This window comes from bacterium (genome assembly GCA_019637795.1).
Taxonomy (GTDB): domain Bacteria; phylum Desulfobacterota; class Binatia; order HRBIN30; family CADEER01; genus JAHBUY01.
Map to the genome: position 1 here is coordinate 1,037,735 of JAHBUY010000002.1, position 21,963 is coordinate 1,059,697.

The window sequence follows — 21,963 nt, forward strand, 5'->3', positions numbered from 1 at the left end:
AAGTCGGATCGGGCCAGCGACGGCCCGCCCGCGGACAACGGCGTCCCTTCGCGTGGGGTCAACCCGCGACACAGGAGAACGCCGAATGCCCACGATCACGAAATGCGATTCGCACCCCCGTCGCCGCCGGCGCGTCGTCGTCGTCGGCAACGGCATGGTGGGGCATCGCTTCTGCGAGGAGCTGGCGCGCGCCGACGTCGACCGCGGCTGCCGCATCGCCTGCATCGGCGAGGAGCGGCGCGCGGCCTATGATCGCGTTCACCTGAGCGAATTCCTTTCCGGCCGCAGCGCCGAGGCGCTGCGCCTCGCCGATCCCGACTGGTACGCGGCGCAGGGCATCGGCCTGCGCCTCGGCGATCCAGTGGTCGCCATCGATCGCGCCGCCTGCACCGTGGCAACCGCCGGCGGCGCGCGCGTGCCGTATGACGCCCTGGTGCTCGCCACCGGCTCGGCGCCGCTCGTGCCGGCGCTACGCGGCATCGAGCGGCGCGGCGTCTTCGTCTATCGGACGATCGACGATCTCGAAGCCATCCGCGCCTGGGGGACGACGGCGCGCCGGGCGGCGGTGATCGGTGGCGGGCTGCTCGGCCTGGAAGCGGCGAAGGCGGCGCGCGATCTCGGGCTCGAAACGCACGTCGTCGAGCTGGCGCCGCGTCTCATGCCGCGCCAGGTCGACGCCGGTGGCGGCGCGATCCTGCGTCAGTCGATCGAGCGCCTGGGCGTCCGGGTCCACGTCGGCGCCCAGACCGAGGCGATCGACGGCGATGGCGATGACGGAGCGGTATCGGCGCTGTGCCTGCGCGACGGCGTCCGCCTCGCGGTCGACATGGTCATCGTCTCCGCCGGCATCCGGCCGCGCGACGAGCTGGCGCGCGCCGCGGGCCTGGCGGTCGGCGACCGCGGCGGCGTCGTCGTCGACACCACGCTGGCGACCAGCGACCCGCGCATCTTCTGCATCGGCGAGGCGGCGTTGGCGAGCGGCATGGTCTATGGCCTGGTGGCGCCCGGCTACGAGATGGCGCGGGTGCTGGCGGCGCGTCTGACCGGCGGCGACGCGCGTTTCACCGGTGCCGATCTCTCGACGACGCTCAAGCTGCTCGGCGTCGCGGTGGCGAGCTTCGGCGATGCCTTCGCCGACGAGACGCTGGGCGCCGCAGCGCGCCGGATCGTGGTCGAGGACCGACTGCGCGGCGTTTACCAGAAGCTGGTGGTCGACGAGAGCCGCCGCCTGCTCGGCGGCGTGCTGGTCGGCGACGCCGCCGCCTATCCGACGCTCGTCGGCCTGCTGCGCAACGGCCGGCCGCTGCCGGAGCGGCCGCACGATCTGCTGGTCGGCGGCGCCGAGACGGCGATCGCAGCCGGCGACGATGACCACGTCTGCGCGTGCAACGGCGTCAGCCGCGCCGCGGTCCGCGCCGCGATTCGCGAGCAGGAGCTGACCTCGGTCGGCGGCATCAAGGCGTGCACGCGCGCCGGCACCGGTTGCGGCGGGTGCGTGCCGGCGTTGGCGACGATCCTCGACGGCGAGCTCGCCGCGGCCGGCCGTGCGGTGAACCGCACCGTCTGCGAGCACTTCGCCTACAGCCGCCAGGAGCTGTTCGAAATCGTCAAGCTCGGCCGCGTCCGCAGCTTCGAGCAGCTCCTCGCCAGCCACGGCAGTGGCGGCGGCTGCGAGGTGTGCCGTCCGGTCGTGGCCTCGATCCTGGCCAGCACCTGGAACGACCTGGTCCTGACGCATGCCACCATCCAGGACACCAACGACCGCTTCCTCGCCAACATTCAGCGCGGCGGCACCTACTCGGTGGTGCCGCGCATCCCGGGCGGCGAGATCACGCCGGAGAAGCTGATCGCGATCGGCGAGATCGCGCGCCGCTTCGACCTCTACTGCAAGATCACCGGTGGGCAGCGCATCGACCTGCTGGGGGCGCGCGTCGATCAGCTCCCCGACATCTGGGAGGCGCTGGTCGGCGCCGGCTTCGAGAGCGGCCACGCCTACGGCAAGGCGATGCGGACGGTGAAGAGTTGCGTCGGCTCCACCTGGTGCCGCTACGGCGTGCAGGATTCCACCGCCCTCGCCATACGCATCGAGGAGCGCTACCGCGGCATCCGCGCCCCGCACAAGCTGAAGAGCGCCGTCTCCGGCTGCATCCGCGAGTGCGCCGAGGCGCAGAGCAAGGACTTCGGCGTCATCGCCACCGAGCAGGGGTGGAACCTCTACGTCGGCGGCAACGGCGGCGCGCAGCCGCGGCACGCCGACCTGCTCGCCGCCGATCTCGATGCCGCGACGCTGATCCGCTTCATCGATCGCTTCCTGATGTACTACATCCAGACCGCCAACCCGCTGGAGCGCACGGCGCGCTGGCTCGAGCGCCTCGACGGCGGTCTCGCCTATCTCAGGCACGTGGTGGTCGACGATGGCCTCGGCATCGCGGCGCAGCTCGAGGCCGACATGCAGGCGCTGGTCGACACCTATGCCTGCGAATGGGCGGCGGTGGTGCGTGACCCGCAGCGCCGCGCCCAGTTCCGCCACTTCGCCGACTCCCGCGCCGCCGATCCGGGTCTGGCGTTCGTGCGCGAGCGCGGGCAGCGCCGGCCAGCCGATTGGCCGACCGCGGCGCCGGTCGTGCCCCCGCCGCCGGCTGCCGGCTGGGTGCGCTTGGCGCGGGCCGAGGACGTGCCGCCGGAGGGCGGCATCACCGTCGCGCACGACGGCGTGCAGATCGCCATCTTCCACTTCGCGACCCGCGGCGAGTGGTTCGCCACCCAGGCCACCTGTCCCCATCGCGGCGACGCCGTGCTCGCCCGCGGTCTCCTCGGCACGGCGCGGGGCGAGCCCAAGGTCGCCTGCCCGCTGCACAAGAAGACCTTCTCGCTGCGCTCGGGGTCCTGCCTGACCGATCCAGAGCTCCGCGTGCGGACGTATCCGGTGCGCGTCGAGAACGGCGCGGTGTGGGTGCAGTTGTCGGCGGCGCAGGTCGAGGAGGTGGCGCATGCGCTCTGAGGGTTCGAGTGGCGCGTCGAGCGCCGCAGTCCACAACGGCCTGGGGGGCGCCGCGCCGGCGGCGCCCGCTGCAGTGAGCGCCGGCGGCCGTGGTCAACGGGTGCCGAGGGCGCGGCGCCCTCCAGCGCTCCCGGTACGGGATGCGATGGTCGCCGTCGGCGGGGTTCTCGTCCTCGTCTTCCTCGGTTCGACCGGCTTCCGCCACCTCGACCACGCGCTGCTCGGCTACCTCGGCGCCGTGCTCGCGGCGACGTTCGGCATCGCCTACCGCACCAGCGCCTTCTGGCGCCGACCGGCGTCGGCGGTCTACGGGCGCGCGCTGCTGCGCGCGCTGCGCGATCCGCGCCGGCTGCGCGCCGCGCTGGCCGGCGCTGGCCGCCACGTCATCGGCCAGGAAATGATCGCGCGCCGCTCGCGCGGGCGCTGGCTGGCGCACCTGCTCCTCTCCCTCGGCACGTTGGCGAGCTTCGCCATCACGCTGCCGCTGGTCTTCGGCTGGCTGCACTTCGTCGTCGTCGACGACCGCACCTACCAGGTCGTCTTCTTCGGCCTGCCCCTGCCTGGGCACCAGTTCGCCATCGACGGCGCCGTCGGCTTCTTCATGTTCCACGCCCTCGGCCTCTGCGGCGTGGCGGTGGCGCTCGGCGCCGCCTCCTTCCTCGTCGCCCGCTGGCGGCGGCGCGGCGAGCCGGGGGCAACCAGCGGCTTCCACGTCGCGCCGCTGCTGCTGCTGGCGGCGGTGGCGCTGACCGGCCTGGCGCTGCCGGCCAGTCGCGCCGTGCCGGGGGCATTCCACGTTGCCTCGCTTCTGCACGAGCTGACGGTCGTCGTGCTGCTGGTGGCGCTGCCGTTCAGCAAGCTCAACCACCTCTTCATCCGTCCACTGCAGGTCGGCGCGCTGGTCATGCGAGCAGCGGGCGAGCCGCGCCGCACCTGTGTCAGTTGCGGTGCCGACCTGGCGCCCGCCGCGCAGGCCGCGGCCGTTGCCGGGCTGCTGGCGGAACGCGGCTTCGCCTTCGCGCGGCACGTCGAGCACTGCCCGCCGTGCCGCCGCCGTCTGGTGGCGGCGGCGCAGGCGCGGATGCTCGACGCCGACTTCCAGCCGCCGCTCACCGGCGTCCGGCCGGCGCCGCCGACACGCGCGGAGGCCGCCTGACCATGGCGATGCTGCCCTGCTCGAGCGAACAGCTCATCGACGCCTTCGGCCCGCACCTCAACTTCGAGCCGCCGGGCGGCTTCGCGGCGCGCGGCACTCCCGACCGCGCGGTCGAGACGCACTGCTGCTTCTGCGGCCAGCAGTGCGGCGTGAAGCTGCTGGTCAAGGACGAGAAGGTGGTCGGCGTCGAACCGTGGGAGGAGTTTCCGTTCAACCGCGGCAAGCTCTGCCCCAAGGGCGTCAAGCGCTACCTGCAGAACAACCACCCCGATCGCCTGTTGCGCCCGCTGGTGCGCAGCGGCCGCGGTTTCGCGCCGGTGGGCTGGGACGAAGCGCTCGACCTCGTCGCCGAGCGCCTCGCGCGCATCCAGCGCCACCACGGGAACGACGCGGTCGCCGTGCTGGGCGGCGCCTCGCTGACCAATGAAAAAGCGTATCTGATGGGCAAGTTCGCGCGCCTGGCGCTGCGCACCCGCCACATCGACTACAACGGCCGCCTGTGCATGGTGTCCGCGGGCGCCGGCAATCTGAAGGCATTCGGGATCGACCGCGCCGCCAACCCGTGGGCCGACATCGCGGCCGCGGACCTCATCATGGTCCTGGGCTCCAACGTCTCCGAGTGCAGCCCGATCACCACCGACTACATCTGGCGGGCGCGCGACCGCGGCGCGCGCCTCATCGTGGTCGATCCGCGGCTGACGCCGATCGCGCGCACCGCCGATCTCTTCCTGCCGGTGCGGCCGGGACGCGACTCGGCACTGCTGAACGCCATCCTGCACGCGGTGATCCGTCTCGGCGGCCTCGATCTCGACTTCATCGCCGCTCACACCAGCGGCTTCGACGCGTTGCGGCAGACGGTGGAGGGCTATGCGCCGGAGCGCGTCGAGGCGCTGGTCGGCATCCCCGCCGCCCGCATCATCGAAGCCGCCGCGCTGTGGGTGCAGGCGCCGCGCACCATGCTGCTGCACGCGCGCGGGATCGAGCACCACACCAAGGGCGTGGAGAACGTGCTCGCCTGCATCAACCTCGTGCTGGCGACCGGCAAGATCGGCAAGCCCGGGTGCGGCTATGCCACCATCACCGGCCAGGGCAACGGCCAAGGGGCGCGCGAGCACGGCCAGCGTTGCAACCAACTGCCAGGGGCGCGCGACATCGAGCATCCGGCGCACCGCGCGGTGGTCGCCGAGCGGTGGGGCATCGACGCCGACGAGCTGCCGGGCAAAGGCGCGACGGCGCCGCAGATCCTGGAGAAGATCCACGGCGGCGAGATCCGCGGCCTGCTGTCGCTCTGCTTCAACCCGATGGTGTCGCTGCCCGATGCTGCCTTCACGCGCGCCGCGCTGGAGCGGCTCGAGCTGTTCGTCGCCATCGACTTCTTCCTCTCCGAGACGGCGCGCCACGCCGACGTGGTGCTGCCCGGCTCGCTGCAGGAGGAGGACGAGGGCACGGTGACCAGCGCCGAGGGACGGGTGATCCGCATCCGCCAGGCGGTGCAGCCGCCCGGCGAGGCGCGCCAGGACTGGCGGATCATCTGCGCCCTCGCCGAACGGCTGGGCCGCGGCGCGCGCTTCGCGTTTCAGTCGCCGCGCGAGATCTTCGACGAGCTGCGGGCCCTGTCGGCGGGCGGCGTCGCCGACTATTCCGGCATCACCTACGAGAAGATCGAGCGCCAGATGGGCGTCTTCTGGCCGTGTCCGACGGAGGCGCACGCGGGCACGCCGCGCCTGTTCGAGGGCGGCCGCTTCGCCCATCCCGACGGCCGGGCCCGCTTCCATGCCGTCGAGTACCGACCGCCGGCCGAGGACGTCGACGAGGCGTATCCGATCATCCTCACCACCGGGCGGGTGGTCTCGCAGTTCCTCTCCGGCACCCAGACGCGCCGCATCGGGCCGCTGGTCGACCAGTACCCGGAGCCCAGGGTCGAGATGCACCCGCGCCTGGCGGCGCGGCTCGGCATCGCCGACGGCGATCGGGTGCGCGTGATCAGCCGCCGCGGCGAGCTGCGCCTGGCGGCGCAGGTGGTGCAGACCATCCGGCCCGACACGGTGTTCATCCCGTACCACTGGCCGGGCGAGCAGTCGGCGAATCGCCTGACGGTGCGCGCCTACGATCCGATCAGCGGCATTCCGGAATTCAAGGTCGCCGCGGTGCGCATCGAGCGTCTGGAGGCCGCGTGATCGGGGCGCTGTTCATCGACGCCAACCGCTGCATCGGCTGCAAGGCCTGTGAGCAGGCGTGCAGCGAGTGCCCCGGACACGGCGGCTACTCGATGATTCACATCGAGTACACGAGCCGCGCCACCTCGGTGCGGACGGCGCCGACCGTGTGCATGCACTGCGCCGAGCCGGCCTGCGCCAGCGTCTGTCCCGCCGACGCGATCAAGATCGACGCCGACGGCGTCGTCCTCGGCGCCATGGCGGAGCGTTGCATCGGCTGCGGCAACTGCGCCCTCGCCTGTCCCTTCGGGGTGCCGAAGCTCCACGCCGAGCAACACCTGATGCGCAAGTGCGACCTCTGCTACGACCGCACCGCGATCGGGCAGAAGCCGATGTGCGCCACCGTCTGTCCGTCCGGGGCGCTGTTCTATGGCACGCGCGAGGAGGTCGAGGACCTGCGCCGCGCGCGGCCGCTCAACCACGTCCTGTTCGGCGAGCAGGCGGTGCGCACGCGCAACCACCTCATGGCGCCGGGGCACGCCGACCTGCTGCCCATTGCCGGCGCGCTGACGCCGCCCCGCTCGCGCGCCGAGCAGCAACTCGAGGAGGCCCTATGGTGAACCGCGACCAGTCCGCGAGCGCCTTTCCGTTGCGCGTCGACGCGGAGCGCCGTCTCGACCGCCGCCGTTTCCTCGGCGTCGCCGGTTGCGCGGCGCTGCTGGTCGCCGGCGGGGAATGGCTGGCGCGCCGCGGCGAGCAGGCGGCGTCGACGCCGCTCACCCTGGCCCCGATCGACACCGCCGGCCTCGCCGCCGGCGAGGCACGGGCCGTCGATGCACGCGAGGGCGGCCAGGCGCTGGTCGTGCGGCTGTCAGCCGACGAGGTCGTCGCCTTCGATCGCCGCTGTCCGCACCTCGGCTGTCCGGTCGTCTGGTCGGCCGCCAACGGCCGCTTCGAATGTCCCTGCCACCACGCCGCGTTCGACGCCCGCAGCGGGCGCGTCCTGTTCGGCCCGCCGCGCCGCGGTCTCACGGCGGCGGTGCTCGCACCCGTGTGAAGGAGAGTCCCATGCCACGCACCGCTTCCCCGCCGCCGTCCCCGCTCGCGACCCCGGTCTCGCGCCGACGTTTTCTCCACGCCTCGGCCAGCGCCGCCGGCCTGCTGTTGGCCGGCATGCCGCGCGGCTGGGTCGGCGGCGTCTACGCCGACGACGGGCCGGAGGCGCCGCAGGTGCGCATCGGCATCATCGCCCTCACCGACTGTTCGTCGATCGTCATGGCGCACGAGCTCGGCCTGTTCAGGAAGCACGGCATCGATTCGACGATCTCCAAGGAAGCGTCGTGGGCGGTGATCCGCGATCGCCTGACGTTGGGCGAGAACCAGGCGACGCACATGCTCTACGGCATGCCCTACGCGTCGACCATGGGCCTGCTCGGCGCGCCGAAGAAGCCGATGATCATCCCCCTCTGCCTCAACCACAACGGCCAGGCGATCACCCTCGACGACACCCTGCGCGACAAGGGCGTGCGCGCCCCGGCGGATCTCAAGCCGCTGGTCGACGAGGCCAAGCGGGCGGGAAGCCCGCTCACCTTCGCGATGACCTTCCCGCCGGGAACGCACGCCATGTGGATGCGTTACTGGCTGGCCTCCGGCGGCATCAACCCGGACCGGGACGTGACGCTGATCACCGTGCCGCCGCCGCAGATGGTCGCCAACATGAAGGTGGGAAAGATGCAGGGCTTCTGCGTCGGCGAGCCGTGGAACGCGCGCGCCATTGCCGACGGCATCGGCTTCACCGCCTGCACGACGCAACGGATCTGGCCGGACCATCCGGAGAAGGTGCTGGCCTTCACCGCCGAGTTCGCGGAGCGCAACCCGAAGACCGTGCGGGCGGTGATGCGAGCGGTGATCGAGGCGAGCCAGTACATCGATCAGCTCGACAACCGCCCGCACGTCGCCGAGGTGGTGGCGAAGCCGCAGTACATCAACTGCGATCCGCAGATCATTCTCGGTCGTCTCCTCGGCCGGTACGACTACGGCGACGGTCGCAGTGAGCAGGATCCGCGCTACATGACCTTCGCCGACCGCGACACCAACTTTCCCTGGAAATCGCACGGCCTGTGGTGGCTGTCGCAGTTCCGCCGCTGGGGCATGGTCGGCCCGGAGGTCGAGTACACCGCCATCGTCGATCGGGTGCACCGGCCGGACATCTATCGCGAGGTCGCCAGGCAGATGGGCATCGCGGCGCCGGCCGCAGACCTGCGGGGGGAGGTCTTCTTCGACGGCGTCGCGTTCGACCCGAAGGATCCCGAGACCTACGCCACGAGCTTCACCGTCCACAACCTGGCCTGAAGGAGGGCATCGTGAGAAGCCGAACCAATGTCGCCGTGGTCGCGCTGCCGCTGGTCGGTGTCGGCCTGGTGCTGGCGTTCTGGGCCGCGCTCAGCCACACCGTCGCGCCCGATCTGCCCTCGCCGCTGCGCACCTGGCAGGAATCGCGCGACTACATCGTGCGACCGTTCTTCAAGGACGGCGAGATGAACCAGGGCATCGGCCGCTTCGCGGTGCTCAGCCTGGTGCGCGTCGCCAAGGGCTTTCTGCTGGCGATCGCCATCGGCACGCCGCTCGGCTTCCTGCTCGGGCTGTCGAGCACCTTCCATCGCCTCTTCGACCCGATCATCCAGGTGCTGCGGCCGATCTCGCCGCTCGCCTGGCTGCCGCTCGGGTTGATCGTCTTCCGCAGCTCCGAGCCGGCGGCGGTGTTCACCATCGCCGTCTGCGCCATGTGGCCGACGGTGATCAACACCGCCGTCGGCGTGCGCGGCATCAGCCAGGACTACATCAACGTCGGCCGCGTGCTGCGGCTGTCCGGGCCGACGATGCTGCGCAAGATCATCATCCCGGCGACGCTGCCCTACATCTTCACCGGCTACCGCTTGTCCCTCGGCATCGCCTGGCTGGTGATCGTCGCCTCGGAGATGCTCACCGGCGCGCCCGGCGTCGGCGGCTTCCTCTGGCAGGAGTACAACAGCCTCGTCTACTCGCACATCCTGCTGTCGATGATCACCATCGGCGTCATCGGCTTCCTGCTCGATCGCCTGATGAGCGTCGTCGAACGGCGCTTCCAGACGGCGTGACGGGGGCGGCGATGGCGTTTCTGAGCGTCCGCAACGTCAGCAAGTCGTTCGCCACCGCGACGGGGCGGGTGGCGGTCCTGGACGGTCTCGACCTGGAGGTCGACGAAGGCGAATTCGTCTGCATCGTCGGCTGCTCCGGCGCCGGCAAGAGCACCCTCGTCTCGCTCATCGCCGGCCTGCACGCGCCGGACGCCGGCGAGCTGTTCCTTGATGGCGCGCCGATCCGCGAGCCGGGACCGGACCGCGGCATCGTCTTCCAGAGCTACTCGCTGCTGGCCTGGATGACCGTCTACGAGAACATCGCGCTGGCGGTCGACGCGGTATCGGCGGCGCTGCCGCGGGCCGACCGGCGGCGCCGGGTCGAGGAGCTGATCGCGCTGGTCAACCTCACGCCGGCGACGCACAAGCGGCCGCACGAGCTCTCGGGCGGCATGCGCCAACGGGTCGCCGTGGCGCGCGGGCTGGCGATGAATCCGCGCCTGCTGCTGCTCGACGAGCCGTTCAGCGCCCTCGACGCGCTCACCCGCGCCACGCTACAGGACGAGCTGGCGCGCATCTGGAGCCGCGAGCGCAAGACGGTGGTGATGATCACCAACGACGTCGAGGAGGCGATCCTGCTCGCCGACCGCATCCATCCGCTCTCGCGCGGGCCGGGGGCCCGCCTGGGCGCCGGCATCGCGGTCGACATCGCCCGGCCGCGGGTGCGCCGGCGTCTCAGCCTCGATCCCGGCTACCAGACGGTGCGCCGCGCCGTGGTCGACTTCCTCGGCGCGCCGCACGCCTCCGGCGGGCAGGCGGCGGCGGGAAGGATGGTGGCGTCGTGAACGCTCGCTTTCTCGAGCTGTCGCAACTCGGCAAGCGCTATCCGGCGGCGGATGGCGAAGCGGTGATCGTGCGCGATTTCTCCCTGCGCATCGCCGAGGGCGAGTTCATCTGTCTCATCGGCCACTCGGGCTGCGGCAAGTCGACGGTGTTGTCGATCGTCATGGGGCTCACCGAGGCGAGCGACGGCGGAGTGGTGATCGCCGGGCGTGAGATCGATGGCCCGGGGCTCGATCGCGGGGTGGTCTTCCAATCGCCGGCGCTGCTGCCCTGGTTGAGCGTGCGCGACAACGTACTGCTCGCCGTCGACCAGGTGATGCCGGCGGCGCCGCGTCCCGCCCGCCTGGCGCGCGCCGCCGAATGCCTGCGCCTGGTCGGGCTCGACGCGTCGGCCGACCGGTATCCGGCGGAGCTCTCGGCCGGCATGCGGCAGCGGGTCGGCATCGCGCGCGCCTTCGCGCTCGAGCCGAAGGTGCTGCTGCTCGACGAGCCGTTCAGCCTGCTCGATGCGATCACCCGCATGGAGCTGCAGGACGAGCTGACACGGCTCTGGGAGCAGCGGCGGACGACCGTGCTGATGGTGACGCACGACGTCGACGAGGCGCTCCTGTTGGCCGACCGCATCGTCATGATGACCAGCGGCCCGGCGGCGACGATCGGCGACCAACTCGTGGTGCCGTTGGCGCGACCGCGGCGGCGGGCGGCGGCGCTCGCCGATCCGGCGTACTACCAGGCGCGCGATCACCTGCTGGCGTTCCTCGAAGGCGGCGAGCCGGCGCCGCCTTCGCCGGCGGCGGAGCCCAGCGCGGCACATGGCGCTCCGGCGGCGCGTGACGCGGCGTCCGCGCCGGGGGCGCCGCGGCGGCTGCGCGTCTGGCGCGGGCGCGCCGCGGCGTCGAACGCCGGGCTGTAGCGAGGCCGCGAGATCGCCCGCGCACGGGTGAGGCGAGTTGCGGCGGGTCGGCGCGACGCCGGCAGGCGTAGGCGGCGCCATGGCACTCGTGTGCCGCGAGACGGATCCGAGGCGTTGGAGAGGAGGACGACCATGAATGGAGCGAGCGGGCGCGGTGTCCGTCGCCGGGGGGTGATCGCGTTGCTGACGCTGGCGTTGGCGGCCAGTGAGGCGGCCGGACAGCCCGCCAGCCCGCCGGCCGGCGGCGCGACCGCGGTCTCGCCGCCGCCCGTCGCCCCACCGGCGCCGCCGCCGTTGCCGATGGCCGTGCCGCCGCTCTCGCTGGCCGGCCCGTACGGGTCGACCGTCCGGCTCGAGATCGCCAACCGCATCCGCGGCGAATTCGTCGACTGGTTCGCGACGCCGCCGAACGGTCCCAACCCCAACTACCGCTACAACTTCCTCGGCAACAAGTTTCAGCTCGGCGTGCGCGTGACCCGCGATCCCTACGAGCTGTTCGTCCAGTTCCAGGACTCGACCATCGCCAACGTGCCCGACAACGGCGTCGGCGTCGGTGCCGTCTACTACGCCAACACCCACCGCAGCCTGCAGAACGGGGCCATCCTGCGCAACGCCTGGATCGCCACCAAGCGCATTCTCGACCAGCCGATCTCCGGCCGCGCCGGACGCCTGCTGTACAGCGACGGGCTCGACGTCCCGGCGACGGCGCCGAACCTGAGATGGATCCAGCTCAACCGCATCGGCCAACGCCTGATCGGACCGTTCGACTACACGCACGTCGGCCGCAGCTTCGACGGCGGCCACGTCGGCTACGACACCGCGCTCTTCAACTTCACCGGCTTCGGCTTCGTGCCGACCTTCGGCGGCTACGAGGTCGACGCCAACCGCCAGCTCGACATCACGCTCGGCGGCCTGGTGGCGAACCTGAAGGAGTCTCAGCTCCTCGGCCCGACGATCGCCCGCCTGTTCTGGTACTACTACGGCGATCAGCGCGACGTCCTCTACGTCGACAACCGGCCGCTGCCGGTGCGCCAGGCGGCGATCGGCGAGCATTCGCAGATCCACACCCTGGGCGCCCATGCGGCGCGCTTGCAGCCGCTCGGGCCCGGCATTGCCGACGGCCTGGCCTACGGCTTCGGACAGTTCGGCAACTACCAGGATCTCACCCAGAGTGCCTGGGCGTATGGCGTCGAGGCCGGGTACCGGCTGATGGACGTGTGGGCCAAGCCGTGGATGCGGCTCGGCATCGACAGCGGGTCGGGCGACACCGATCCCAACGATGGCACCCACGGCACCTTCTTCCAGTTGTTGCCGACGGCCTGGCTGTACGCACAGTTCCCTTTCTACAACATGATGAACAACCAGGACGTCTTCCTGCAGTGGATCCTCGACCCGGACCCCATGGTGAGCTTCCGCCTCGATGGTCACTGGCTGCGCCTCAACGCCAGCCAGGACCTCGCGTACGCCGGCGGCGGCGCCACCAAGAACGACCTCTTCGGCTACAGCGGCATCAACGGCAAGGGGCGCAACGAGCTCGCCTACCTGCTGCATTTCATGCTGACCGTTCGCCCGACCGCCTTCATGACCGTGAACGGCTTCTACGCCCATGCCTGGGGCCAGGGCGTGATCAACGCCGCCTATGCGGGGCGGGATGGGAACTACGGATTCTTGGAAGTTCTCTTGAGCTTCTGAGACTATTCACCGCAGAGACGCTGAGGCGCGGGGGCCGGAGGGTCTCCGCGTCTCAGCGTCTCTGCGGTGAAACTCATCTTCAGAAACGCTCGATATCCAGACTGGCGCCGCGGTCGTCGCCGCCGTCGCTCTTCTCGAAGTTGTCCCAGCGGGCGTCGCTGGTCGAGGCGATGCCGCGGACCTTGAGCTCGAAATCGCTCGGGTTCGAGCAGTGCATCAGCGCTTCGTTGTAGCTGATGAGACCGGAGCGGAAGAGCGCCATCAGCGACTGGTCGAAGGTCTGCATGCCGTACGACGTGTGACCCTGGGCGATGACGTCGTGCAGGTCGCGCGTCTTGGTCTTGTCGGCGACGTATTCCTTCACCCGCGCGCTGGCGATCAGCACCTCCACCGCCGGCACCATGCCGAGGCCGTCGGCGCGCGGGATCAGGCGCTGGGAGACGATGCCGCGCAACACGCTGGCGATGATCAGCCGCGCCTGATCGCGCTGGTGCTCGGGGAAGACGGAGATGATGCGGGTGATCGTCTCCTGCGCGTCGAGGGTGTGCAGGGTGCTCATCACCAGGTGGCCGGTCTCGGCGGCGAGGATCGCCGTCTCGATCGTCTCGAGGTCGCGCATCTCGCCGACCAGGATCACGTCCGGATTCTGGCGCAGCGCCGACTTGAGGGCGGACGGGAAGTCGAGCGCGTCGTAGCCGACCTCGCGCTGGTTGACGAAGCTCATGCGGTCGCCGTGCTCGTACTCGATCGGATCCTCGATGGTGATGATGTGCGACTGCCGGGTGCGGTTGATGTAGTCGATCAGCGCCGCCAGGGTCGTGCTCTTGCCGCTGCCGGTGGTGCCGGTGACCAGGATCAGCCCGCGGCGCTCGGTCGCCAGGCGCTCGACCGACTGCGGCAGGTTGAGCTCGGCGACGTTGCGGATCTTGGTCGGGATGACGCGGATGACCAGGCTGAGGAAGCCGCGCTGGCGGAAGATGTTGACGCGGAAGCGGCCGAGGTCGGGGTGGGAATAGGCGAGATCGACCTGGAGATCGTGCACCAGCTTGCGCCGGCGGTTGTCGTCGAGCACGCCGTCGACGATGCGCTCCAGCGTCGGGCCGTCGAGCGGCGCGGCGCCCTCCAGCGGCAGGAAGTCGGCGCGGACGCGAAAGGCGGGCGGCACGCCCGCCTTCAGCAGCACGTCCGATGCGTCGTTGCGGATCGCCTCGGCCAGGATGTCGTTCAGCTCCATCGCTCGCTGTTCCTCCGTCGAGCGCCGAGCCAGCCGCCTGGGCGTCGACGCTACGAACTGGCTTTGCTCGCCTTCTTTACCTCGGGCTCCGCCGCGGCCGGCGCCGCCGAACCACCGCCGCCGACGCCGAGCTGGGCCCGCAACTGGCGGTCGATCTGCGACGCGATCTCGGGATGCTCATGGAGAAACTCCTTCGCGTTCTCCCGTCCCTGACCGATGCGCTCTCCGCCGAACGAGTACCACGCCCCACTCTTCTCGATCAGTCCACGATCCGTGCCAAGGTCGATCAGCTCGCCTTCGCGGGAGATCCCGACCCCATAGAGGATGTCGAACTCGGCCTCTTTGAACGGGGGCGCCACTTTATTCTTCACTACCCGGACCCGGGTCCGGCTGCCGACGACGGTCTCGCCCTGCTTGATCGCGCCGACGCGGCGGATGTCGAGACGGACCGACGCATAGAACTTGAGGGCGTTGCCGCCGGTGGTGGTCTCGGGGTTGCCGAACATGACGCCGATCTTCATGCGGATCTGGTTGATGAAGATCATGATCGTCTGCGAGCGGGCGATGGTGCCGGTGAGCTTGCGCAGGGCCTGCGACATCAGGCGCGCCTGCAGGCCCATCTGCGGCTCGCCCATCTCGCCCTCGATCTCGGCCCGCGGCACCAGTGCCGCCACCGAGTCGACGACCAGCACGTCGATGGCGCCGCTGCGCACCAGGGTCTCGGCGATCTCCAGGGCCTGCTCGCCGTTGTCGGGTTGGGCGATGAGGAGATCCTCGATCTTGACGCCGAGCTTGCGCGCGTAGCCGACGTCGAGCGCGTGCTCGGCGTCGACGAAGGCGCAGGTGCCGCCGTCGCGCTGGGCGCAGGCGATGGCCTGCAGCGCCAGCGTCGTCTTGCCCGACGACTCCGGCCCGTAGATCTCGACCACGCGGCCGCGCGGCAGACCGCCGACGCCGAGCGCGACGTCGAGACCGAGCGAGCCGGTGGAGATCACGGGCACGTCGGGCGCGGCGGCGTTGTCGCCGAGCTTCATGATGGCGCCCTTGCCGAACTGTTTCTCGATCTGGCTGACGGCGAGATCGAGCGCGCGCTCGCGATTGCTGTCGATGGCCATGGTCGCTCTCCTCTACGACGGCGACGGGCGGGACCGTCGGACGTCTCGTCCCATACGCGCGCTCCCGCCGGCTGCGCAAAGGCGGCCGCGCATCGAGGTCACCGCTCTATCCTCCGAATGGGATCGACCACAGCTTCGTATACAGCGCACCGTCGCGGCGCAAGTCGCTGCGGAACGCGGCGAGCTCGCGGAAGACGCAGGCGCCGAACGCCGCCTGCGCGCGCGCCTCGATCTCGTGCCGCAGCGCGCGGCCGAGCGCGGCGTCCCGGACCCGACCGAGGGTGACGTGGGCGTGGAACGGACGCGCCTCGGGGGCGACGCCGACGGCGGCCGCGGCGGCGTCGATCGCCGGCGCGATCGCCGCGAGGGCGGCGCACTCGACGCCCGCCCACAGCACGCGCGGCCGCCGCAGATCGGGGAAGGCGCCGAGACCGCGCACCTCGGCGGCGAGCGGCGCGGTGCCGGCGAGGGCGGCGGCCAGCGCGGAGCGCAGCGCGTCGAGCGCGGCGTCCTCGACGTCGCCGAGGAACTTCACCGTCACGTGCAGTTGATCGTCGCGCGCCCAGCGCACCGCGGCGCGATGGCGCGCCAGCTCGGCCGTGACCGCCGCCAGCCGCGCCCGCACGTCGGGCGCCGGCTCGAGAGCGAGAAACGCGCGCATCGGCAGGGCGATCGCGTCATCGCTTGAGGATCGCCGACTCCGTCGGATCCTCGCCGAGCTGCACGCGGCGCACCCAGTCGAGGGCGATCTGGGAGGTGAGCAGCTTCACCCAATCGCGCGTCCCCCAGAGCTGATAGCGGCGGCTCTTCGTGCCCCGCGGGCCGTCGAGGGCGATGCACACCGTGCCCACCGGCTTGTCCGCGCTGCCGCCGTCGGGGCCGGCGATGCCGGTGGTGGCGAGGCCGAGGGTGGCACCGAGCGCGCGCCGCACGCCGCGCGCCATCTCCTCCGCGGTCTCGACGCTGACCGCGCCGTGCTCCACCAGCGTCTCCTTCCGCACTCCGAGGACCGCGCGCTTCACCGCGTTGTTGTACGCCACGACGCCGCCGAGGAAGTACGCCGAGCTGCCGGGCACATCGGTGATGCGATGTCCGATCAGGCCGCCGGTGCACGACTCGGCGACCGCGAGGGTGGCCCCGGCGGCGGTGAGCAGCTTGCCCACCTCCGCCTCCATCGTGGTGTTGCCCTCGCCGTAGGCATAGCCGCCGATGCGCGCCCGCAGCGCGGCGGCGGCGGCCTCGAGCCGGCGGTCGACCTCGCCCGGCGGGCCCTGGGCGGTGACCCGCACCGAGATCTGGGGAAAGGCGGCGCGGAAGGCCAGCCGCGCCTCGGTCGGATCGACCGCGCCGGCGACCAATTCGTCGAGCGCCGATTCGCTGATCCCGAAGGTCTGGAAGGTGTGGCTGCGGTACTCGTCGACGCCGCCGCGCGCGCTGCGCAGCCACGGCAGGACCGTGTCGGCGAGCATCTGCTTCATCTCCCGCGGCACGCCGGGCATGACGATGCCGTGCACCGGGCCGTGGTCGCTCGCCATCGCCAGCCGGAAGCCGGGCGCGGTGCCGAGCGGGTTGGGGATGATCGTCGCCCCCTCGGGAAAGAGCGCCTGCTTCAGGTTGTTCTCGGGCATGGCGCGGCCCATGGCGGCGAACATCTGGCGGATGCGGTCGGCGACCGCCGCGTCCATGCGCAGCGGCACGCCGGCGACCGCGGCGACGGTCTCGGTGGTGAGGTCGTCGGCGGTCGGCCCGAGGCCGCCGGTGCACAGGATGACGTCGGCCTGCGACAACGCCTGGCGCCACGCCCAGGCGATGCGCTCCGGATAGTCGCCGACCACCAGCATGCCGACGACGTCGATGCCGATCGCGATCAGTTGATCGGCGATGTAGTGGGCGTTGGTGTCGAGCGTCCGGCCGGTCGTGAGCTCATCGCCGGTGCTGAGAATGACGGCGCGCATGTCGGTTCCTCGTTCCGACCCGCCGCGCGCGCCCGTGGCGCCAGCGGTCAGGTCAACAGCCAGGCTGCGATCAGGCGGGTGACGAGGTTGCTGTACAATCCCGACACGACGTCGTCGAGTACCACCCCGGCGCCGCCCGGCATGTGCTCGTCGATCCATCCCGCCGGGTACGGCTTGATCACGTCGAGGGCGCGGAAGACGAAGAACGCCAGCAGCGTGTGCTCCCAGGTCGGCGCCAGGAAGAGCGTCGCGCCGAGGTAGCCGACGATCTCGTCGATCACGATCTTGTGGCTGTCGTGCTCCTGCAGCAGCGCCTCGGTACGCCCCGCGACCCAGCAGGCGCCCGCCACCATCAGCGGGTAGGCCAGCAGATACAGGGCGACCGAGTGGTGGCGCAGCGGCTCGTACCACCAGAACAGCGGGATCGCGACGAGCGTCCCGAAGGTGCCCGAGGCGAAGGGTATATATCCGACGAATCCACCCGAGGCGATGAATAGCATCAGACGGCGCATCAGCGGCGCCGCCTCCGTCGCCCGTGGGAGCTCGCCGGGCGGCGTCCCACTCAACGCGAGACGAGACGGCGAATCGCCGCGACGCGCTGGTTCTCGCGCCGCAGCTCCGCGATCTGCTCCTCGAGCTTGCGGATCACGCCCGCCACCTCTTCCAGCGCCGCCGCTGCGCGCTGAACGACACCGTGCGCTGCCCCGGACCGCCCGCCCGCGATGCGCCGGCGGCGCGGCGCCAGCTTGGCGCCCTTGCGGCGAGCGATGCGGTAGTAATTGGCGGCGACGGTGCCGGCCTGCCGACCCGTGGTCTTGGCGAGCCGCCGGAACGCCTCGGTGCGTCCGATCTTCTCGGCCGCGACCATCTTCTCGATCTGCGCGAAGATCTCCGGCCCGATCTCACCTCGTTTCACCTGTCGCTTCTTGGCTGCCATTTCATGCACTCCCCTTCGGCGTAGGATACGGAGTAAATTTGGAGATACAAGACGTCATATCTCGCGATACAATGCAAATTTACCAGGTACATATGTGAGCCTGTTGTCAGTTGGCATGACCCCCCGGCTGAGCGGCGGCGAGGTCCGCTGGCATCGCCGGCGGTCTTTCCGCTAGAGTGCGCCACCGTTGAGCGGGGTAGAGATGAGTACCGGCACGATCGTGCGTCGCGTGGCGGAATGGGTTGCGGGGGTGACCCCCCAGGCCGTGCCGCGACGCGTTCTCGAAGAAGCGAAGAACCAGGTGCTGGGCATGATCGCGGCTGTCCATGCCGGTCATTTCAGCGACTCGGGACGGGTGATCAGCCGCACCGTCAAGGAATGGTCGGGCAGCAAGGAGGCGACGCTCATCCCGTCTGGCGAGCGGACGGGCGTCCAGGCGGCCATCGCCGGAAACGCGGCATTGGGGCTGGCGCTCGACTATGACGACTACCTCTTCGGCGCCCGGACGGGGGCGACGGCGGTCCTCGGAACCCTGGCGATGGCTGAGAAGGTGGGGGCTGGCGGGCCGGACTTCCTGGTCGCCCAGGTGGCGGTCAACGAGATCGGTGGCCGGTTGGGCCTCGCCACCTCGCTCGCGGTGCCGGAGCCGGCGTTGGCCGGCTATGTCCACCTCGCCGGCGGGGCGGTCCTGACCGCCTCGCTGCTCAAGCTCGACGCGGCACAGACCGAGCACGCGCTCGGCCTGGCGCTGGCGCAGGCGGGGCCCATGCCACCCTCGGCCGCGTACGGCTCCGAGGCGCGCATCCTCGCCGCGGCGCTCACCGCGCCGGTGGGGGTGCAGGCCGCCGAATTCGCCGCCAGCGGCGTGCGCGGCGCATCCGACCCCCTGGAGGGCGACGGCGGTCTGTTCCGCCGCCTCGACCGGCCGCCGTTGCTCGGGGCGTTTTCCGGACTCGGGACCCACTGGTTGACCGAGAGCCTGGGGTACAAGATCTATCCGGGGTCGTTGTTCCTGGCATCGATCATCGACTGTGTGCTCGGACTGACGCGGCAGCACCACATCGACGCCCGCAAGGTGTATGCGATCCACGTCGGCGCGGGGCCGCATGCGCTGGCGATGGACGGGCGCTCGGCGCCGTTCGTCCGCGGCAGCGACACGCTGCCGGTGACGCTCACCCAGTCGGTCGCCTATCCGGTGGCGGCGGCGCTGGTCGAGCGCGAGCTCTCGCCGCGCCAGTTCGGGCGCGACCGCATCGGCAACGCGGCGATCTGGGAGCTGGCGGGCAAGGTGCGCCTGTCGCTGGACGAGGCGCTGGCGCGCCGGGGGCGCGAGCGCTCGCCGCTGCGGGTCGTCGGCGACGACGGCAGCGCCGCGAATCTGTTCGATCTCGGCACCGTCGATCTCAACGCCTACAAGGCGACGATCGGCGCCCGCGTGCGCATCGAGCTCGAGGGCGGCCGCAGCTTCGAAATGGAGCAGGACGTGCCCAGTGGCAGCGGCGCGCGGCCGTTCGACGATCGCCGCAAGGCGGTCGAGGACAAGTTCCGCCGCGAGACCCGGTACACGCTGCGCAAGGAGCGCATGGAGAAGGCGATCGACATCGTCCATCACCTGGAGGATGCGAACGCCGCCCAGTTGCGCGAGCTGGCGCGGCTCTGCTGCTCGGAGAAGAGCTGACGGAAGACGGGCTGGTGGGTTTCCGACCCCAGGCCTCCACCGGCTACGGCTTCAGCTCCCACCGCTCGCCGTCCCGCGCCACCATGCCCTCGCGCTCCAGCTTGCGCAGGTGGGCGGTGACCGACATCGCGGCGGCGGCGTGGAGGAATTCGGGCACGTCGGTGTAGATCCGGCGCACCAGGCTGGCGACCGCCTGCGCGCCGCCGGCCAGACCGTCGAGGATCTGCTGGTCGCGCAGCGCGCGGTGGGCGAGATACGACTCGATCTTGGCGCGCGGCGTGTGGATCGCCGGTCCGTGCGCCGGGTAGATGACCGCCACGTCCAGCGCGAGCAGGCGGCGCAGCGACTGCAGGTAGTCGCCGAGATCGCCGTCGGGCGGGATGACGGTGGTGCCGGCGCCGAGCACCACGTCGCCGGTGAACAGGGCCCGCTCCTCCGGCATGTACCAGCAGAGGTGGTCCCAGGCGTGGCCCGGCGTCCACAGCGCCCGCAAGGTCGCGCCCTCGGTGCGGAGCTCGCCGCCGTCGTCGATCGGGTCAACGTCGAGCCCGCCGTCGAGCTTGTCCCACGGCTTCTTCGACACCGGCAGCGGGCCGAAGCGGCCGCGGATCCCGGCGACGCCGCCGATGTGGTCGGCATGGCCGTGGGTCAGCACGATGCGCTCCGGCGCCGCGCCGCCGCGGGTCTCGAAGACGGCGCGCTCGAGCAACGGCAGGTACGGCGGCAGGCCCTGTCCGGTGTCGAGCAGCAGCGGCCGCGACCCGGTGCCGATCAGATAGGTGTTGGTGCCGGGCCCGGTGAACGGCCCGGGGTTCTGGCCCAGCACCACCGTGACCCGGTCCGACCAGACGGCGATGTCGGGCATGTCGAGCCCGATCATGCTGTCGGTGACGACGCGCGTCGGCCGGTCGTTCATGCGCTGCGCTGTCGCGGCAGGCCGAGCACCCGCTCGGCGATGATGTTGCGCTGGATCTCCGACGACCCGGCGGCGATCGTGCGACCGCGCGAGTAGAGCATGAGGTGCGGCCAGCGACCCTCGTCGACGACGTGCGCCGAGCCGCGCAGGAGCTGCCCGTGCGGGCCGAGCAGCGCGACCGCGTGTTCCAGCATGCGCTGGTACATCTCGCTCCAGAAGAGCTTCTCGATCGATCCCTCCGGTCCCGGCGTGCCGCCGCGCAGGACGGCGGTGAGATGGCGCAACGCGGTATGGCGCATCGCGGCGCTGTCGATCACCGCCGCGGCCAGTTGCTGGCGCGCGAGCGGTTGGCGCGCCAGCGGCGTTGCCGCCGGCCAGCGGCGCGCCAGGGCGAGCAACTGCTCGAGCGCCACCCGCGACTGCAACTGACGGCTGTAGGTCAGCGTCTGCCGCTCGTGCATCAGGGTGGTGATGGCGATGTCCCACCCGCCGTTCACGGCGCCGACGACGTTGCGGCGCGGCACCCGCACGTCCGCGAAGAAGACCTCGTTGAAGTCCTCGTCGCCGTTGATCTGTCGCAGCGGCCGCACGGTGACGCCGGGGCTGTGCATGTCGACCAGCAGGAAGGTGATGCCCTTGTGCTTCGGCGCCTCGACGTCGGTCCGCGCCAGCAGCATGCACCAGTCGGCATAGCGCGCGAAGCTCGTCCATACCTTCTGGCCAGTGACGATGAAGTCGTCGCCGTCGACCACGGCGCGCGTCCGCAGCGCCGCCAGGTCGGAGCCGGCGTTGGGCTCCGAGAATCCCTGGCACCAGATCTCCTCCGCGGAGAGGATCGCCTGCAGGTGGCGCCGCTTCTGCTCCTCGCTGCCGTGCGCGATCAGCACCGGCCCGCCCATGGTCAGGCCGGCGAGGTTGATGAGCTGCGGCGCCCCGACCCGCGCCATCTCCTCCTGGAAGATGATCTGCTCGATCAGCGATGCGCCGCGGCCGCCGTACGCCTTCGGCCAGTGGACGCCGCACCAGCCCGCTTCGTAGAGCCGGCGCTGCCAGGCCTTGCCCTGGGCGACCCAGGCGCCGAGCTCCTCCGGCTCCGGGGGCGCCGGATTGGCCTCCAGCCAGGCGCGCAGGTCGCTGCGGAAGCGCTCCTCGGCGGGAGAGTACGCCAGATCCATCCGCCTCCTCGCTATCCAACGTCCCCCGGGTGGTCAACGTGGTGGGGGCGCGACATGGCGCCGGGCGGGGATTCGC

At 71.2% G+C, this 21,963-nt stretch carries 17 protein-coding genes and 1 pseudogene; 10 read left to right on the plus strand and 8 right to left on the minus strand.

The window, feature by feature from the left end; genetic code table 11:
- The first annotated feature begins 85 nt into the window (after window positions 1-85).
- The 9 genes and pseudogenes from nirB to KF840_09885 all read left to right on the plus strand — a co-directional run bounded on the left by nirB (window position 86) and on the right by KF840_09885 (window position 12,877).
- On the plus strand, window positions 86-3,001 hold the full coding sequence (gene nirB, locus KF840_09845) for a nitrite reductase large subunit NirB (GenBank protein MBX3025201.1): 2,916 nt from the start codon (window positions 86-88) through the stop codon (window positions 2,999-3,001).
- Between the two features lie 145 nt (window positions 3,002-3,146).
- The gene (locus KF840_09850) at window positions 3,147-4,157 is read left to right on the plus strand and encodes a hypothetical protein (GenBank protein MBX3025202.1); all 1,011 of its coding nucleotides are present in this window, start codon (window positions 3,147-3,149) and stop codon (window positions 4,155-4,157) included.
- Window positions 4,158-4,159: 2 nt separating this feature from the next.
- Window positions 4,160-6,334, plus strand: coding sequence for a molybdopterin oxidoreductase family protein (locus KF840_09855; protein MBX3025203.1), 2,175 nt, complete (start codon window positions 4,160-4,162; stop codon window positions 6,332-6,334).
- A 92-nt stretch (window positions 6,335-6,426) separates the two neighbouring features.
- Window positions 6,427-6,933: a 4Fe-4S dicluster domain-containing protein gene (locus KF840_09860; GenBank protein ID MBX3025204.1), complete on the plus strand. Its 507-nt coding sequence runs from the start codon at window positions 6,427-6,429 to the stop codon at window positions 6,931-6,933.
- Window positions 6,927-7,370 carry a Rieske (2Fe-2S) protein gene (locus tag KF840_09865; GenBank protein ID MBX3025205.1) on the plus strand — a complete coding sequence of 148 codons (444 nt, stop codon included), beginning with the start codon at window positions 6,927-6,929 and terminating at the stop codon, window positions 7,368-7,370. Before KF840_09860 ends, KF840_09865 begins: the two co-directional genes overlap by 7 nt.
- Before the next feature lie 11 nt (window positions 7,371-7,381).
- Window positions 7,382-8,665, plus strand: a complete 1,284-nt coding sequence (locus KF840_09870; protein MBX3025206.1) for an ABC transporter substrate-binding protein — start codon at window positions 7,382-7,384, stop codon at window positions 8,663-8,665.
- On the plus strand, window positions 8,662-9,450 hold the full coding sequence (gene ntrB / locus KF840_09875; protein ID MBX3025207.1) for a nitrate ABC transporter permease: 789 nt from the start codon (window positions 8,662-8,664) through the stop codon (window positions 9,448-9,450). Before KF840_09870 ends, ntrB begins: the two co-directional genes overlap by 4 nt.
- Before the next feature lie 11 nt (window positions 9,451-9,461).
- A pseudogene (locus tag KF840_09880) lies at window positions 9,462-11,185 on the plus strand (nitrate ABC transporter ATP-binding protein).
- Between the two features lie 132 nt (window positions 11,186-11,317).
- The gene (locus KF840_09885) at window positions 11,318-12,877 is read left to right on the plus strand and encodes an alginate export family protein (GenBank protein MBX3025208.1); all 1,560 of its coding nucleotides are present in this window, start codon (window positions 11,318-11,320) and stop codon (window positions 12,875-12,877) included.
- A 79-nt stretch (window positions 12,878-12,956) separates the two neighbouring features.
- On the opposite strand, the gene KF840_09890 is transcribed toward KF840_09885, so the two are convergent.
- From KF840_09890 to KF840_09915, 6 genes are all read right to left on the minus strand, one after another.
- Window positions 12,957-14,111, minus strand: a complete 1,155-nt coding sequence (locus tag KF840_09890; protein ID MBX3025209.1) for a PilT/PilU family type 4a pilus ATPase — start codon at window positions 14,109-14,111, stop codon at window positions 12,957-12,959.
- 50 nt (window positions 14,112-14,161) lie between these two features.
- Window positions 14,162-15,226, minus strand: coding sequence for a recombinase RecA (recA, locus tag KF840_09895; protein MBX3025210.1), 1,065 nt, complete (start codon window positions 15,224-15,226; stop codon window positions 14,162-14,164).
- Window positions 15,227-15,332: 106 nt separating this feature from the next.
- Window positions 15,333-15,887 carry an RNA 2',3'-cyclic phosphodiesterase gene (gene thpR / locus KF840_09900; GenBank protein ID MBX3025211.1) on the minus strand — a complete coding sequence of 185 codons (555 nt, stop codon included), beginning with the start codon at window positions 15,885-15,887 and terminating at the stop codon, window positions 15,333-15,335.
- Between the two features lie 16 nt (window positions 15,888-15,903).
- Window positions 15,904-17,181 carry a competence/damage-inducible protein A gene (locus KF840_09905; protein MBX3025212.1) on the minus strand — a complete coding sequence of 426 codons (1,278 nt, stop codon included), beginning with the start codon at window positions 17,179-17,181 and terminating at the stop codon, window positions 15,904-15,906.
- A gap of 47 nt (window positions 17,182-17,228) precedes the next feature.
- A complete protein-coding gene (locus KF840_09910) occupies window positions 17,229-17,693 on the minus strand; it encodes a phosphatidylglycerophosphatase A (protein MBX3025213.1) in 465 nt (154 codons plus the stop codon).
- A 50-nt stretch (window positions 17,694-17,743) separates the two neighbouring features.
- Complete coding sequence (locus tag KF840_09915) at window positions 17,744-18,118, minus strand: hypothetical protein (GenBank protein ID MBX3025214.1); 375 nt, start codon at window positions 18,116-18,118, stop codon at window positions 17,744-17,746.
- A gap of 229 nt (window positions 18,119-18,347) precedes the next feature.
- Here KF840_09915 and KF840_09920 point away from each other — a divergent pair, with 229 nt between their 5' ends.
- On the plus strand, window positions 18,348-19,796 hold the full coding sequence (locus KF840_09920) for an MmgE/PrpD family protein (protein ID MBX3025215.1): 1,449 nt from the start codon (window positions 18,348-18,350) through the stop codon (window positions 19,794-19,796).
- 43 nt (window positions 19,797-19,839) lie between these two features.
- On the opposite strand, the gene KF840_09925 is transcribed toward KF840_09920, so the two are convergent.
- Window positions 19,840-20,712 (minus strand): beta-lactamase-like protein 2, encoded by an 873-nt coding sequence (locus KF840_09925; protein MBX3025216.1) that lies wholly within the window; start codon window positions 20,710-20,712, stop codon window positions 19,840-19,842.
- Window positions 20,709-21,887 (minus strand): acyl-CoA dehydrogenase family protein, encoded by a 1,179-nt coding sequence (locus KF840_09930; protein ID MBX3025217.1) that lies wholly within the window; start codon window positions 21,885-21,887, stop codon window positions 20,709-20,711. Before KF840_09930 ends, KF840_09925 begins: the two co-directional genes overlap by 4 nt.
- Window positions 21,888-21,963: the final 76 nt, after the last annotated feature.

Coding starts and splice junctions, on each gene's coding strand:
- nirB (MBX3025201.1), top strand. CDS start 86: ATGCCCACGATCACGAAATGCGATTCGCACCCCCGTCGCCGCCGGCGC.
- KF840_09850 (MBX3025202.1), top strand. CDS start 3,147: ATGGTCGCCGTCGGCGGGGTTCTCGTCCTCGTCTTCCTCGGTTCGACC.
- KF840_09855 (MBX3025203.1), top strand. CDS start 4,160: ATGGCGATGCTGCCCTGCTCGAGCGAACAGCTCATCGACGCCTTCGGC.
- KF840_09860 (MBX3025204.1), top strand. CDS start 6,427: ATGATTCACATCGAGTACACGAGCCGCGCCACCTCGGTGCGGACGGCG.
- KF840_09865 (MBX3025205.1), top strand. CDS start 6,927: ATGGTGAACCGCGACCAGTCCGCGAGCGCCTTTCCGTTGCGCGTCGAC.
- KF840_09870 (MBX3025206.1), top strand. CDS start 7,382: ATGCCACGCACCGCTTCCCCGCCGCCGTCCCCGCTCGCGACCCCGGTC.
- KF840_09885 (MBX3025208.1), top strand. CDS start 11,318: ATGAATGGAGCGAGCGGGCGCGGTGTCCGTCGCCGGGGGGTGATCGCG.
- KF840_09890 (MBX3025209.1), bottom strand. CDS start 14,111: ATGGAGCTGAACGACATCCTGGCCGAGGCGATCCGCAACGACGCATCG.
- recA (MBX3025210.1), bottom strand. CDS start 15,226: ATGGCCATCGACAGCAATCGCGAGCGCGCGCTCGATCTCGCCGTCAGC.
- thpR (MBX3025211.1), bottom strand. CDS start 15,887: ATGCGCGCGTTTCTCGCTCTCGAGCCGGCGCCCGACGTGCGGGCGCGG.
- KF840_09905 (MBX3025212.1), bottom strand. CDS start 17,181: ATGCGCGCCGTCATTCTCAGCACCGGCGATGAGCTCACGACCGGCCGG.
- KF840_09910 (MBX3025213.1), bottom strand. CDS start 17,693: ATGCGCCGTCTGATGCTATTCATCGCCTCGGGTGGATTCGTCGGATAT.
- KF840_09915 (MBX3025214.1), bottom strand. CDS start 18,118: ATGGCAGCCAAGAAGCGACAGGTGAAACGAGGTGAGATCGGGCCGGAG.
- KF840_09925 (MBX3025216.1), bottom strand. CDS start 20,712: ATGAACGACCGGCCGACGCGCGTCGTCACCGACAGCATGATCGGGCTC.
- KF840_09930 (MBX3025217.1), bottom strand. CDS start 21,887: ATGGATCTGGCGTACTCTCCCGCCGAGGAGCGCTTCCGCAGCGACCTG.